Below are 15,267 nucleotides of genomic sequence, written 5' to 3'. Positions count from 1 at the left end.
GGAGGTTTTCTCATGGCTAAAAAATGGATCATTCAATTCGCTATCATGCTGTCAGTTCTATTTACTTGTACTTATTCTGCTTCCGCAGCCGGAATCACTGCCATTACAGGGAACAATTCATTTGATACAGCAGCCCCAATCGGATATTGAAAATATAAGAATATAGACACAACGATACTGGAAGCCGGACAAGATGAAGCCTATTTCACATTTACAGCCAATAAGGGAGAAAAAGTATACGTAAGAAGTACATACCAGAGTGCGTACACAGGGATGAAAATCGAAATTTACGATAAGAACAGAGTACCTGTTTCGCAAGGCACAGAAGTCATTAATCCTAATACATTTTCTTCTTTTATTTATGCAAATGCCGACGCCCAAAACACCACTGATACATTCTATGTAAAAGTGTCGCGCGGCACCTATACTGGAAACATGTATTTCACACTTTCAATTGAAGACCGGATCAAATCCGGCAGCGGAACGTTCCAATTCAGCGGCGTGGCTGAAAATAAAGGAAATACAAGCCTTAGCCCCTCAGGTTCTGACTCCAGCGTCATCAAGCTTGACTTAACAAACCAATCTGGAATTCCTCGTGATGCCACTGTAACAAGAGTCCAAACAACCGCTACTCAAACACCAAGCCAGGGAAATACACGACATATCATCATGACGAGTGAAAACAGCGAATGGCGCCGTGCTCTTGTGAATAGCTCAACTTCGGGATCTTATGATATATCCTTAACAGACCAACTCAGTGTGGCAAAGGTATGGAGTTTTAAATACAATACATTAGCGACTGCAAAATCGACGATGAGTAATGTAAAGGCAAAAATAGATTATCAATACGATGTCACAAAGCAGTTTTAATGTCATACTGAGCTGGCTCAGATTCCATGATCCGGCTCTTTTTTATGCTAAGCTTCCATAGAATAGACTTAGCCCAAGATGCAATTATTTTGATAAACTATAATCAGTACAACCAAGGGAAGTGCAGCGCAAATGGCATTAAAACAGTTAAAAAAGCTATTATTTGACCGCCCACTGAAGAACGGCGTCATACTGAACAACCAATACAAAATCGAAGAATGCCTCGGCATGGGCGGCTACGGCTTGGTTTATGTGTGCACCGATATCCATACGCAAACACCGTACGTCTTAAAAAAGCTCCGTCCGACAAAAGCCAAAAAACAAAAGGAAAGAGTCCGATTTCAGCAGGAAATTGGTCTGCTCAAAAGCATCAGCCACTCGCAAATCCCGGCCTTCATAGAAGACTTCAGCATAGACGGACAAGCCTACTATGTCATGCAGCTGGTCGAGGGCGATAATATAGAGGAATTGTTATTTTTTCAAAAACAGCCGTTTACAGAGCTGATGGCATTACAGCTGATGTCTCAGCTGCTGGACATTGTAGAATACCTGCATGAACGTCTCATTTTCCACACTGACATCAGAACGCCAAACATTATGATGAATCACGGTAACGTATATCTTATCGATTTCGGCCTTGCCAAACAGTTATCTCATGAAGAAGATGAGGAATTAAAGCTCAGAAAACAGGATGACTTCTTCGATCTCGGAGAAACCCTGTTGTTCCTGCTGTACTCTCAATATAAAGGGAAAAAGAAGAAAAACGCCACTTGGCTGGAGGAATTAACGCTGACAAAAGAAGTAACCCTGCTGCTGAAAAAATTATTGGGCATTGATGAAGAGTATCAGCACACGGCTTCCATTCGCGAAGACCTGAAGCGTGCGATTCAATCAGTGACATAAAAAAACCCTTGTCCCAATGCGGAACAAGAACTTTTTTTGCGATTAACTGCTGCTGTAGCTCCGGCGTTTGTAGCGGTGACTGCCGCCATAACGATCATAATGTCTTCTTCTGCCAGAACTGCTGCTGTAGCTCCGGTAATGGCGGCGCCGGCTGCTGCTGTAGTGCCGGTGTCTGCGATGGCGATCACTCGAGCTGCTAGAGAGGTACTTGATCGTTTTGATGATTTTTTTAAACATATGCTGTTCACCCCTTTTCTGCTTCCTATTATATATAATTGTTCGGTAGAAAGAAAAACATAGCCCGATCACTTTTTTGAAAACAAAAACGCAGTCCCATTTTCATTTGTCTGCAGCTCATAGCTAATATGAAGCAACCGGCATATATCCTCAATAATCTTCAACCCAAGCCCGTTACTATCTTGATCTCTATCAAATCCAATGCCATCATCGCGAATCGAAACAGCGCCGTTTTCTATCGTGACTTCCAGCTTTTCAGCTTTCGAATGCTTTAGCGTATTTTGAAAAATGTTATCGAATAACCTTTGGATCCATAAACTGTTGCTCATCCATATCAAACTTTGGTCTGACGGCTTAAATTGCAATTCAATGCCATTGATACTGTATAAATAATCCCACTTTTTCACTGTGGTTTCTAATAGATCAGAAATATTGACTTCTTCATTTACAATATAAGAACTCTCTAACGTTTCGGCTGAGTAATGATTGAATTCATTCGTTAATTCCGCAATATATTCAATTTGCTGGTACAAAGATTCAAATGCGGTTTGATCCTCGCACTGGCTCTCCAAATAAAATAACTGCAGCCTGAGAACTGTTAAAGGTGTATTGATATCATGCCTTAGTTTTTGCAGCAGCTCCTTTTTTATTTCCTCTCGCTGTCTTAGTTCCAGTTCCCGGTACGTTGTCCGTTCAATTAACAAGTTGACCGACTTGATCAATTCGCCAATTTCATCAGCGTGTTTCACTGCTATTTTATCGGGCACCTTTTGATCACTCGCCAGATGCCGAATGGTTTGATTCAATAGATTGATTTTACGCAGCAGAGAATGGATCGATTTTGAAAATAAAAAAGCTAACAATAAAAGTGATAATAAAAATACGGCCAGCATTGCCGGATACGCAAAAGACCTGTGAAAGGGCATGCCATGATTGATCGGTTTAAACATGCTGTCATAAATCACCGACATCAAAATGCTAACCGCCAGCAACAGTACCGGAACACTAATGACGGCCGTACATAATAACAACTGATATTTTGTCTTTAGCTTCATTTCTTCACAACGGTATTCAGCCGATACCCTTCTCCATAGATATTTTCAATGATCTCACCCGCTAAATCATTAATTTTCGCTCTGATTTTTTTAATGTGCACATTCACGATATTCGGATTTCTGTCTTCAAGCTGCCATAGATAATCAAAGAAATGTTCCTTTGTTAAAATATTGTTTCTGTTTTCATACAGATAAAAGAATATTTTCCGCTCAATCGCGGTAAACAGCACTTCATGGTGCAAACTCCCATTGAATACCTTTTTGGTGTCTGCATCAATAGACAAATGTTTGATTTGCGTAAAGGTGCCATAATGATGCTCAAGCATATTTTTCATTCTCAGCAGCAGCTCTCTCGGATCAAAAGGCTTTACCATGTAATCCTCGCCAATTTTCAACCCTTGAAGCTTGCTGTCCATATCATTGCGGGCGGACAGAAAAATAATAGGAAGGTTTAACCCCAAATCTTTTATTTTCTTAGACATTTGATACCCGTCCTCACCTGGCAGCATCACATCCATAATGACCAAATCCGCCTTCTGAATCACCGAAAGCACATCCGCTCCATCTGTTTTCCACATCACATGATATCCCTCACGCTGCAAAATCTTCTGCAGCAGATCACCAATCATGACATCGTCTTCCACGATTAAAATATGATAACCCTTCATCTTAGCGAACCTTTCATTTCAGTTTTTGTTTGAGAAACTTCATAGAAAGCTGATAGATCTGATCAGGCTGGTATAAATATATGCTGTGTGTGCCCCTTAGCTCTTTCACTTCTGATACTTCTAATTGGTCTGCAAGTTCTTTATAATCTTTACGTTGCTGTTTTGTATATTTTGAGTTTTTATATTGATCAGCGATGGCATCTAAAAATAAAATCGGGGTTTCTTTTGGCACCGGCAAATTCACAGATTTGCTGCCATTTTGGTCAGACTGTAAAAGCTCATGCTCCATATCAGCATTAAAAAATTGCTTAAAATTAATGGCTTTATAGATTTCTTTTTCTTCATCAGTTAAAAACGACTGACGAATCACCTCAGGATTGTATACTGCGGAAGGCATAAATCGATGAAAACCAATCGAAGTTAACAGATGAAACCCTCTCATTTTCAGTCTGTCAATCCCGCTCAATTTATACGTGACATACTGCTGAGGCGATCCAATATCCATCGCAACAATCGCCTTAATTTCCTCAGGATATTTCTGCGCCCAATAAATCGCTTCAATCCCGGATATGGAATGAGGCATTAAAATATAAGGAGGCTTATTCCCGCTTTGCAGAAGCGCTTTTCTCGTCTGTTCTAATATTGTATCAATATCCCTGCCATCATCATACACGTCGCTGTAGCCATAGCCCGCACGATCCACTACAGCAATCTTGTTTTCTTTTGAAAACTTGCTGTACAACCCCTTCATCTCATAAGCAGGCGCCGCAATCCCCGAACCGGACATAAACACAAACGTATCCTTCCCGCTTCCCTCTTGATACACATTCATCTTTTTACCGTCAACATCGACTAATGTGCCTTTTTCTTTAAGGAGTGCTGCTTCCTTATTTAGCTGGTAATGGTGGTAGATAAAGACCGAGACGGCTGCAAGCAAAATCAAAGCAACTATGCTGCCAAAAAAGATTTTTACGACTTTCCATAACGTTTTCATATGATGCTCCTTTCACGTGATACTGAAAGGATACGAAATGAAAATAAATAACTGATTAACTTTGGAACGGTTTTATTTTCACATTTGACTTTGCCCTTACGGAAAGGTGTACATTTGGAGCATAGCAGAACATTTGATGAATTTACCCACTAATAAAAAAATATTTCTTCATTAAAAAACCTTCCTGCTTATAGGAAGGACCGTTTGCCATACATACTGACAAGAATGTCAAATCATTCTGTGATTGATTCAACCAGGGCAAATGAATTGGCCATTCTTTTATTATTTGTTCAGCTTTCATCCTTTCAATCCTCCTTATCTTTAAGCTGAAAAGCAATCAGCTTTCCTAATGCCTCTTCAGCTGCAAACGGAGCAACCATTCCTGAAGGATGTTCATGCTCATGTTTTAGGCATTCATACATCTTCGGTTCAATGTAAGAAGGATCGATCCATGCAATACACCAGGATGCCCAAAAACGAGATTGTCCTTCACTTTCTTGAGCGATTTTGATGACAAAGGGCAGACTGGCCTTCCCGATTCTCATAAGTGAAATGGCCGCAGCCATCCTTGTATCTTCGGCATGACTTTTTAATAAACATGACAGTTCCTCCGCTGCTTCACCCGCATCTTCCCCAAACTCACCTAAAACGGCCGCCGCGATATTACGCAAAGAACCTTCCTCTTTTAAGGCCTCAACCAAAACAGGTATTGCATCTTGTCCTGATTTCTTTAGCTCCCCTATCACTTGAACAATTGTGATCTCATTTGTATTCGCTAAATTCTGAACAGACAACGACAATTCATCACCATTTGATTTCATAAAAGAGCCCCTCTCTCGTTTGATAACAGACACTCAGCATATTTTCCATAGAGATATATCAGTAAGCGCCTTAACTTCCAATTAACTTATAAATACCACAAACACTGTAAATACTCCTGTGAGGAGCTAATAAAACGACTAACAAACTGACCGTTTTGACATCATATACTACTGTTAACTTGTTTATCAGTTAGTATTAGTCCACTATAAGAAACTCGGCTGCCTTTTTAAATGTACTCTCGCAACTGCTGAGAGCTGGATTTACTTCCTGCAATACGAATTCTGTCATCCGCATTGTCTAGGCCTTTCAACGAGATGATGCAAGTGTTTGCTCCGCGGGCGGCAACTTCCTCGACGTTTCCGCGGATGCTCAGGTTTACGTGCTCTTGTGTTGCCAGTGCGAATACTGGTGTACCTTGTTTGCTCAAGGCAATCGTGCCGTGCTTCAGCTCACCGCCGGCAAAGCCTTAAGAAATCTCTTTCAGCTTCAGTGGCCTTCGACACATACAGAACGATACCGGCCCTTGGAAAGCTTATGGACTGACTTTGATAAAAAAACACCCGCTTGATAACAAGCGGATGTTAGATCTTTCGAAATGAACCCATTGAATTTTAAACAGTAAAACAAAGCAGTATATTATTGATTGATATCTTTTAGCGCCTGTTTCGGCTGTGAATGAAAAATCATCAATGATGCAATAATGGCAATCATAACCCCTAATGCACCAATCCAGGTAATCGAGGCCAATGATACGTTTTCTACAAAAACTCCCCCTATTCCTGCGCCGACTGCCATGGCGAATTGCATCATTGACTGATTCATGCTAAGCAAAACACCTGACATTCCCGGTTCTATTGTAGCCAGGTGAAATTGCTGTGTTGGACCGGTAGACCATGCGGCAAACGACCATAATATCAGAATCACCAACACTCCGATATGGGAATGAGTGACAAGTGACAGCAGAATCAGTGTGACGATATGCAATGTCATCCCGCCAACGAGTGTAAAGGGCACTCCCCATTTATCGGTGCTATATCCCCCAAACTTTGATCCAACCAAACTGGCTATTCCAAATATAAGCAAAACACCGCTAAGCAGTTTGCCGTTTATACCTGAGATGTTCAAGAGATACGGTGACAAATAGGTATAAGCAACAGAATATCCCCCGAGCCAGAAGAAAGTGATTGATAAGCCCATCGCCACTTTCCGTTTTTTGAAAAGAGCAAGCTGTTGAAGCAAAGGTACAGGTTTATCCCCTTCAGTATGCGGAAGAGTAAAGAATATAACGGCCATTGCGATCAACCCCAACAAAGCAATTGCACCAAATACAGACTTCCAGCCTAATGCTACTGCTATCATTCTTCCAAGCGGAACACCAATGATTAAAGAAGCGGTAAATCCCATAACGACCGTAGCGATGGCACTGCCCTGCTTCCCTTCCGGCGCAATTTTAGCGGCAATCGTTAATGCGGTTACAACAACCACACCTGCTCCCATCGCCATAATGATCCGCGCTGCAATAAACCAACCATAACCAGGCAGAACAAAGGCCAAGATATTGCCGAACACAAACAAACCGAGAGCATAAATCATCAATCTGCGTCTATCCATACTTGCTGTCAACGCCATGAGTACGGGTGTTAAAAGAGCATATACAAGTGAAAAGATCGTAATGAGCTGGCCCGCGGCAGCCAAGGTGATCCCGAGTGTATGCGCAATGTGATCCAAAATACCGGAAATGATGTACTCTGAAGTTCCGACTAAAAAGCTGACAATGGCTAACATATAAATTTTCAAGGTGTTAGACATAAACGTTCACTCCTTATTTTTTATTAAAACAACATATCACGAATTATCGATGTGTTAATTTAAAAAATAAACACATCGTAATATGTCGATATGTATGGTATAAAAATAAACATCTTTTGATGTTTATTTTTATATCTCTGTTTTAAGAAAGTCCGCAAGTTTCCCAATGGCTTCTTCATCTCTTTTGTAATAAGTGTACTTTCCGATTCGTTGAGCCTTAATCAGGCCGGCTCTTAAAAGGATGGTGAGATATTGGGAAGCCGTTGATTGCGTCATTTTCAATTTGTCTGTTATTTGACTGACACATACCCCGATTGTGTTCATATCAATCCCTTCATGGGGTGAAAAATGACGATCAGGTTCCTTCAGCCATTGCAAAATTTGCAGCCTTGATTCATTTGATAAGGCTTTGAATACTTCAATTGGTTCCATATCGTTTATTATATCGTTATATTCCGATATGTCAATTCGTTTTTTTGTTTTTGATGACTGACTTCTTTTTAGACATTAAAAATCTGAAGGCTTATTTCAGTTCAGTTGGAGGTATTACAGAACTTAACTTTCGCATATCTACTGTTAGATTGACCATTAGAAAGCGCTGCTTTATATATACTTTGCTCTCATTCTGCTTTTTTATCTCTCCAAATATTATAGATTTTTCTCAAGATCATTACATAATTTAAATACCATCACTCGTTCGCCTGTCCGAGAGCTTAAATCGGTATGAAAACTTTTCACTTCTTCTCCGGTTATCGTTAGGATAATATCCTTTAGACCCTCTATCCCTGATTCAACTAGCTCCGAACGAGTTTGTTTGATAGATAACATACCCTCTTTTGATCCACAAACTGCATATTCTGCTGGTGTTAAAATTCCTTTTAAATTAACGATGATCATATCCCGCAGTATATCAGTTTTAACAGATACAGACCCACGCCCAAGATAATCCTTCTCCCATTGAGTAATGGACTTACTGATCTCTGATTCAATAGAACCTTTCGTTTTTTTCATATATAACACATCTCCTGGCAAAATAATTGGCATATTCTATTAGTTATTTCGTCTCATTAATATTCTCTTACAACATATCCTTCATATACACCTTCAATATCCAAATCAGTTGTGCCGTTTCTTGTGACCGCTACAATTTTGGATAACATATTTTCTTCCATCATAGAGTGTACATGCAAAAATCGAACGCTCCCTAAATGGGTTTCCTCAACTTCTTCATAAGATTTTAAATGATAAAAATGAATTGCTTTTCTTATTACTTTTTTCATACATTCCATATTTTCACGATCAAACAGAGTCATTTCCTCTATTGTTTTCGTGACAAAATCAGTTATATTAGCGCCCATTACATTCTCCTTAAAACTGCTTTCTCCCATATATGGGTGTAGAAGCTGACCACTTCACTCCATCATAACAAGCAATGATCAGGTAAGGCTTGACCTGTTTTAGTAAAAGGAACCTCCACAATTGAGGATTCCCCATCCTTATGATCAACGATTAAACCTCTGACTTTAACATATGACGGCACCAGTGGATGTTGACGAATGATATCAACACTTTTTTCAACAGCGCCACTGCTATCTTCATTTAGCCATTCATCGACTGTACCACCTAAAAATTCAGGCTTGCAATGTTGAAAGAGATAATCCAATGTTTGTATTTTATCTTTCATTGTTTCAAGTTGAGTTAGTCTATGACCTGTTGGAGTCTGCTTATCTTTTGTTCCTACTACAAAGACCTCCTCAACATCTTCCTGGTAAATCGCAAAAATAACAGACCTCATGATTTCTCCATAAGGGTGTGAGATAGCGGCACCATAACTTTGTATCGTCAGCATATTTTCTGCTGGAGTATTAGTCACTTCTTGTAAAATAGGCTCCAAACCGTTTTCCATGTCCGTCAAAAATAATACTTTTTTATTTACATTCATATAACACACCTCTTCCTTATGTTTATCATTTTTATATTAAGTAACAAATCCATTTGAGAAATGTTTAGATTCATAATTACCAGCTTTCCCAACATCCTTCTGGATCAATACTAGCCAGTCGAACCCATCCATTTTGAACTTTTTGCAGAAATACTGGGTCATTATTTAATAACCGTTCTACATGTTGTCTAGGCGCTTGGATGACAATCAACAAACGAAGAGGAGAATGATAAGCCTTATGGTCTGATTGCATGACGGATTGCCAAGGCAGTCCGGCTAACAAGTCACTTGCATTCCCCTGCATCACTCCGAGACCTGCAGTAACGGTTTGAGTTGCTTTATTTCCGCTGCCATAATAATGGGGTGCTACTGTTGATGCGTAATATTGTAAATTAATCCATTGGGCCACAGTTCCAGGTCCTGCAATAATATTTGCTAGGAGTTCACCGCTTTCATCCTGCTTCCAATCATAATTATGAAGGAAAGCTCTTCCTTCCAAATCACAATCCTGTGTTAATTCACGTTGGCCGATAATAAAAGCGGCATTACGAGCCAGTCCCCATTCCGGACGTATCTCACTCCAATCTTCCGCAAATCGGTGTGCCTCAGCCTTCGGATTTTTAAGTTTCGATTGGACATTCGGTAATTGGGCCAGTCGTTCTGCATTTGCATGATGTTTTACTTTCGGCATAACGGCTTCAATATGATCAAATGCTTCCTGTGCAGCTTCGGAAAGCTCTGGCACATAAAGCCAATGTAATTCATCCACCGTTGTATTATGTTCAGCAGCGGCAAAAACCGTATCCTCAGGGATTTTCATTCCTTCAGTTAATAGAGCTTCTCTTACCTCTGAAAGATTACATAAAGCAGCTAAAACTCTTGCATTGAATCCGCCGGCCGCTCCACCGCAGGCACCACAATCAAGAGCCGCGGCATAAGGATTATTGGTGCTTTGACTGCCATGTCCGCAAATCACGACCAAGGGTGCAAAATTCTCTGTTAATCCCATCATTTTTAGTGCTTGCCGAGCATAGTTCACTTTTTCTTCTTCAGTAAAACCCATAGGTATCTCTGCCTCTGTGTCATTAACATGATGAAGCGAGAGTTTTGTATCAGGTTTCCGTAACCAAGTCTCACGAAGATTACGAATAAAACGATCTGCTCTTCTTGGCGCAAAGCTGCGTGCCACCATTTGCAAACTAAGCCAAGGTCCACTTAGCTCAGGTAGAAGTAAGCTCGTAAGTACATTCTGTTTCATCTTTTTAAATGTATAGCTTAAGGAATGAACTGCCTGCTTGCGTTGGTTGTATTTTTCGAGTACATCTTCATCTGCGAACTCTTTTATTTTGTTTTGCGGTTTTTGTATGACCGGCAAAGAGGCATGACTGTGTTTACTGCCAAGTTCACAAGTTGCAATCGGCACCCCGAAGAAACCAGCAACACCAATCGTTTCAAACGGGCCTGCTTTTTCTAGTTGACGACGAAAAGGCTCTGACCGTACATCGATACAGAATGCTAATTGAGCTAATGCAGATTTTTTACCGTTGGTTTCACGTTGTTTCGAGATGATCTTCTGACTTAATCGATCAGTGTGTGTTTGCTCCCATGCTTCTAACCAAAGTTTCCTGCGAAGTTTCTCATCAAAGCTGTAGGCAAATGATAAATATTCATTTTGTTCATTGGCCGGCATCTGTGACCATTCCTCTAATGTAAGGCCCCCCCAATGTATCCAAGCTGCTAAAAGGGGAGTAATCGAAATTTTTTTCTCACATCGTTGTTTATTAGTCAAAGGTAAATAAGGCTTTATAAGGGCCCATTCCATAGATATTCGAACTGCTAAATATTCTGTTAGAAGTGCATGTTCATGGCTCGATTGTTGGGAGCGCCACAGCATCATCCCTGCCCATCCGGGTAAGGATAGTAAATGGCCTTCAAGATAACGCTGTATTTCTGATTCAGGGATTTCTAGTGCGAATAACGCTTCTTGTAAAGCCACATGTGCCTCTTGCGGCCAGCCTTTTAACCTTTCACGCTGCTTTTTACTAAGTGCTGGATCATACTGAATGAGATGCTGCCAGGCCCGATAGAAACCTTTCTCACGGTTGGGCATTGTCCAGCCTGCTTGAGAGTCATCAAGATATAATTTACTCCATTTAATGACATGATGATCTAGTATATTGACTACCTTTTCACCAACCTGATTCTCTATATACGAACTGATTGGCTGCATAAAAACATTCTCGATATGATCCAGTCCACTGCATTCATTCACAAATTTCTCCAGCTTATGTGATGATAAAAGGTCGGAAGGCAGTGGTTCTAATTTTAATCCAGCATGACAAAATCGCTCTGCCACGTCCCTTGGGATATGAAAGGAATGTGAATCAAGCCAGCGCTGCAGCCCCATTTCCACAAAATCTTCATCAACCTCGCCTTTATTCCTTGCTGAACGAATCATAGACGCACTAGGGTATATATCAACATCACGAGTGTTTTTCAACCAGCTCGCAACCTGATCAAAAGGTTGGTTTTCAAGTCCCATCCACGGATTGCGTGCAGCAAATGTAGAAATAGGCCAGAGTGGCGCGATCACTCGGCTGGCAGATTCAATTAAAACGTGAATATCTCTTTCTTGAACATCAATATCTGTCTCTTTCTTTTTTACATTTTCTTTCATTAATACGGATGTAATGCCCAACACTTATTACCTCCTTATGATAAATATTGTTTAAGGTAGTCTGGATGACTCTCTACTGTCTTGGGTTTTGCTTCACCTAATCGCACTAACCAAAGATAGAGCACTGCGAAGAAAACTGAACTACGATGACGAGCAACCCAAGTACCTAGAGCACTGCCAAATAGCAAGAGACATACGACAATGATGACAGCTGACATTGGAGGTTGAACACTTTGAAAAACGCTTGTATGCAGCCACTTATAGAAGAGGTTATGAATGATAAAATAGACAAAGGCTGCTCCTCCTAAACATGTTAAGCCGGCAATGCGACCCATTCTCCCCTCTCCAAAAGCCACGAGCTGAGTCCAAGAAACGGACAATGACCACCCTAAGATTAAGGCACTAATGAATTGATACCCCTCTCCAGGAGCAGCTAGCCAAAAAGCAACGCTTATCACTAAGGCTAACGCACGGCCAGCTACGATCCATAAAAAGGATGATCCCTCATTAGCGCGTTTCGATACTTCATGACGCCGTACCACTGAACCAGCCTGTAAAAACAACGTAGCTTTGAATAAACCATGTAAAATAAGATGAATAATGGCTGCGATATAGGCTCCTAATGCACACTGAATGAGCATAAACCCCATTTGTCCAATCGTGGATCCTACTAACTGACGTTTATAGTCAACCTGGACTAAACTAATACCAGTTCCAATCAATACAGAGACACCAGCAAGCAGAAGTAAAACAATTGAAGCTATACCGCCATTAAATAGAGGCGAAAATCGAGTTAGTATAATCCCGCCTGCATTTACTAAACCTGCGTGCATAATCGCAGAAACAGGAGTTGGAGCAACAATAGACTCAATCAGCCATCTTTGGAATGGCCATTGAGCCGCAGGAATGATCACTGCTAATACAATCAATAGATTAATCCCTGTTCTCTCCCATGCCCCCAGTTGAGCTAAGCTTTCATTTGTTAAAACCAATGATAACTGCCATTGACCTGTGACTTGGAAAAGCCAAACTATCGCGAAAAACAAAGAAAGCCAGCTTAACAAAAATAATCGGCCAGTAACCTTGGCTGCTTCACTAGCGACTTGCCAAGCACTGTTTAACCTGATAAGCAGGGTTAAACCGACAAGAGTTGCTCCCCAAGAAATAACCATCAGGCGGAGATCACCACTTAACCACGCAATTGAAGCAGCACCTGTAGTGAAAGTAAATAGCGTAAAATATTTTCGATAAGATCGATCACCCATTAAGTAACGTACAGAAAAACGCTGAATGATTAGACCAATTGTCAAAACAAAGAAAGTCATTAACCAAGCTAAGGAATCGAAGTGCCAAGGGCCAACATTTCCATTCACACTCCTATTGGCAAGAATCACTAAGGAAACCAACGGCGGTAAAGCCAAGATACCAATATGAATGCGAACAAAACTCAAGGGTACGCGCGGATGTAAAAACAAAAGTCCACTTATCCCAGAAGCAATAAGCGTAATAAAAAATAATGTTAATAATGATGACAAACTCAGCGAAACTAACATTTCAAATTCTCCCTTTTTAAAAGTCGTTATTGCTCAAAAGACCTTTAGATCAGATCATATTTTCTATCATTTAATACAAATTTTATATATCTCTATTTTTTTCCAATAAAAAAGCCGACAATTTCAAAATTTCAATGATGTTTTTGATCATTGAATCTTGAAAATTGTCGGCTTCACTTCAACTAACTCCTGCGAAGTTTTTTTGAAGAGCTACCTTATTATTGGTCATTTTACTATATGCTATGTTTTAACTTCCTTCTAAAGGAATGAACTCACCGCTACACTTTAATATAGTGCTTGATTATAAATCGACTTATGTTTCTCCTCCATTTAAACTAGGATACTTTTTCATCCTGTCAAGATTAGTTGAAAGAATGCTAAAGACCTAACAAACGAAAATAAACATCTGGCCGCGATTATTAAGTTAAGTATAAGATATGCTAAATTTTAAGCATTGTCAAGATGTTGAAATACAGAGAAAGAAGTATCAAATCCTTCTTTCCCTTTAAATATACATCCTGAATCTTTATCCAAGGCTTATGATATCTATCACTTTAATTTTTTGTAGAAATACAAGAAGAATTTTATAATCATTTTTCTATTTTCTTGTTTAGTAAATAACTGAGTTCAATTAGGAACTATAAATGAATACTGGTTCCTACTTTATTTTCAACAGCCTTAACGACCAAGAAATTGAACTAGCTGTTGTGGATATTGTTATAGCTAGAATTCCCCAATGTCTCCGTAGATGTCACTTTCCTTAAAAATACCTTCTTTAATATTTTCTTATTCTTATGGCAATCCTAAATATTTGTAAAATTAAACATAGCCATCTTTAAAACAAAAAACCCCTTTGGCTAAAACTGTAGCTTTAAAATAAAGGTTGATCAAAAATAACACATGAACCTTCAGTTTACGGCAAATTTAAAGAATCCATAGAAAAAAAGATAGATCAAAATGAATTCTACAGCTTTGAATACAGATGGAATCTTTATAAAAGAGTTTATCATTTTAGGTTATGATTTTTTGAACATTAGCACCCGATTGTTGAATAAATCTAAAGGTTTTTTGACTTGTTTTCCTTTCTTTTGAACCGATAAAGAAGTATGTTTTCACATTTTTCATAAATTTTCATGGTAGTTTGAGTAATATTTAGTTTAGGGAATGTTAAATATATAAAAGTTGAAACTGCTAGGCTTATTAATACTCCTGCTAAAACATCAAAAGGATAATGAACACCAACCCATATACGGGAGACTCCCACAAGAACAGCTAACAATACCCATAAAATTGACCAGCCTCTCTTAAAGAGCCAGAATGAAATACAATATGAGAAGAATAAAATTGTATGGTCACTTGGAAAAGAATTGTCTTTTTCTTTATGTATCAGTTTATTAACCTCTTCCAATTCAACAAAAGGTTGATAATTCGAGTGAAATACCCCTGAAACCTTCCCTATCGTAAAGGCACAAATGAAAGCGATAGATGCACAAAGAATCATAATTCTATTATCCGTATCTCTTGTAAACCAAATAAAAAGAACACTTAGTGCAAGTAAAAAAACCATATATTCAGCAATAAAACTAATTACAGGATTCAAAAAGGGATGTTCTTTTCCTAAGTCATTAACTAGTCTAAACAGTGATATATTAACTTCTGAAATATCCAAACCCAACACCATCCAATCTCTTTTTAGAACATAATAAAAGAAAATTAGATGACCTGCCATCGAATCAA

At 39.4% G+C, this 15,267-nt stretch carries 14 protein-coding genes and 3 pseudogenes; 2 read left to right on the top strand and 15 right to left on the bottom strand.

The genetic code is table 11. The features are described from left to right. The first annotated feature begins 12 nt into the window (after window positions 1-12). Window positions 13-870: pseudogene (locus UJ203_RS15110) on the top strand (hypothetical protein). 132 nt (window positions 871-1,002) lie between these two features. Next, window positions 1,003-1,773, top strand: coding sequence for a serine/threonine-protein kinase (locus tag UJ203_RS15105; RefSeq protein WP_322011972.1), 771 nt, complete (start codon window positions 1,003-1,005; stop codon window positions 1,771-1,773). On the opposite strand, the gene UJ203_RS15100 is transcribed toward UJ203_RS15105, so the two are convergent. The 15 genes and pseudogenes from UJ203_RS15100 to UJ203_RS15030 form a co-directional block, all read right to left on the bottom strand. Next, entirely contained in the window at window positions 1,758-2,021 is a 264-nt protein-coding gene (locus tag UJ203_RS15100) for a hypothetical protein (RefSeq protein WP_322011970.1), read from the bottom strand. The genes UJ203_RS15105 and UJ203_RS15100 overlap by 16 nt on opposite strands. 57 nt (window positions 2,022-2,078) lie before the next feature. Then, entirely contained in the window at window positions 2,079-3,065 is a 987-nt protein-coding gene (locus UJ203_RS15095) for a HAMP domain-containing sensor histidine kinase (RefSeq protein WP_322011968.1), read from the bottom strand. After that, window positions 3,062-3,733 (bottom strand): response regulator transcription factor, encoded by a 672-nt coding sequence (locus UJ203_RS15090; RefSeq protein WP_322011966.1) that lies wholly within the window; start codon window positions 3,731-3,733, stop codon window positions 3,062-3,064. The genes UJ203_RS15095 and UJ203_RS15090 overlap by 4 nt, the downstream gene beginning before the upstream one ends. Before the next feature lie 13 nt (window positions 3,734-3,746). Then, window positions 3,747-4,727 (bottom strand): alpha/beta hydrolase, encoded by a 981-nt coding sequence (locus UJ203_RS15085; protein WP_322011964.1) that lies wholly within the window; start codon window positions 4,725-4,727, stop codon window positions 3,747-3,749. A 217-nt stretch (window positions 4,728-4,944) separates the two neighbouring features. Next, window positions 4,945-5,028: pseudogene (locus tag UJ203_RS15080) on the bottom strand (TlpA family protein disulfide reductase); the annotation flags it as partial. Between the two features lie 4 nt (window positions 5,029-5,032). After that, complete coding sequence (locus UJ203_RS15075; RefSeq protein ID WP_322011962.1) at window positions 5,033-5,548, bottom strand: HEAT repeat domain-containing protein; 516 nt, start codon at window positions 5,546-5,548, stop codon at window positions 5,033-5,035. Window positions 5,549-5,795: 247 nt separating this feature from the next. Further along, a pseudogene (locus UJ203_RS15070) lies at window positions 5,796-6,062 on the bottom strand (SIS domain-containing protein); the annotation flags it as partial. A 123-nt stretch (window positions 6,063-6,185) separates the two neighbouring features. Next, window positions 6,186-7,358, bottom strand: a complete 1,173-nt coding sequence (locus tag UJ203_RS15065) for an MFS transporter (protein WP_105991843.1) — start codon at window positions 7,356-7,358, stop codon at window positions 6,186-6,188. A 129-nt stretch (window positions 7,359-7,487) separates the two neighbouring features. Continuing rightward, window positions 7,488-7,790, bottom strand: a complete 303-nt coding sequence (locus UJ203_RS15060; protein ID WP_024120036.1) for an ArsR/SmtB family transcription factor — start codon at window positions 7,788-7,790, stop codon at window positions 7,488-7,490. A gap of 216 nt (window positions 7,791-8,006) precedes the next feature. Beyond that, complete coding sequence (locus UJ203_RS15055) at window positions 8,007-8,369, bottom strand: DUF2294 domain-containing protein (RefSeq protein ID WP_003241432.1); 363 nt, start codon at window positions 8,367-8,369, stop codon at window positions 8,007-8,009. A 56-nt stretch (window positions 8,370-8,425) separates the two neighbouring features. Next, window positions 8,426-8,716, bottom strand: coding sequence for a DUF6407 family protein (locus UJ203_RS15050; RefSeq protein ID WP_268544775.1), 291 nt, complete (start codon window positions 8,714-8,716; stop codon window positions 8,426-8,428). Between the two features lie 62 nt (window positions 8,717-8,778). After that, complete coding sequence (locus UJ203_RS15045; protein WP_322011955.1) at window positions 8,779-9,300, bottom strand: carbonic anhydrase; 522 nt, start codon at window positions 9,298-9,300, stop codon at window positions 8,779-8,781. Window positions 9,301-9,376: 76 nt separating this feature from the next. After that, the gene (locus UJ203_RS15040; RefSeq protein ID WP_322011952.1) at window positions 9,377-11,998 is read right to left on the bottom strand and encodes a YbcC family protein; all 2,622 of its coding nucleotides are present in this window, start codon (window positions 11,996-11,998) and stop codon (window positions 9,377-9,379) included. 14 nt (window positions 11,999-12,012) lie between these two features. Beyond that, on the bottom strand, window positions 12,013-13,530 hold the full coding sequence (locus UJ203_RS15035) for an NADH dehydrogenase subunit 5 (RefSeq protein WP_322011951.1): 1,518 nt from the start codon (window positions 13,528-13,530) through the stop codon (window positions 12,013-12,015). Between the two features lie 1,057 nt (window positions 13,531-14,587). Continuing rightward, on the bottom strand, window positions 14,588-15,211 hold the full coding sequence (locus UJ203_RS15030) for an undecaprenyl-diphosphatase (RefSeq protein ID WP_322012405.1): 624 nt from the start codon (window positions 15,209-15,211) through the stop codon (window positions 14,588-14,590). Between the last annotated feature and the right edge of the window lie 56 nt (window positions 15,212-15,267).

Origin of the sequence: Bacillus sp. V26, from assembly GCF_034296245.1 — a bacterium.
In the GTDB taxonomy this organism is placed as follows: Bacteria; Bacillota; Bacilli; order Bacillales; family Bacillaceae; genus Bacillus; species Bacillus halotolerans.
This window is presented reverse-complemented; position numbering and strand designations above follow the sequence as displayed.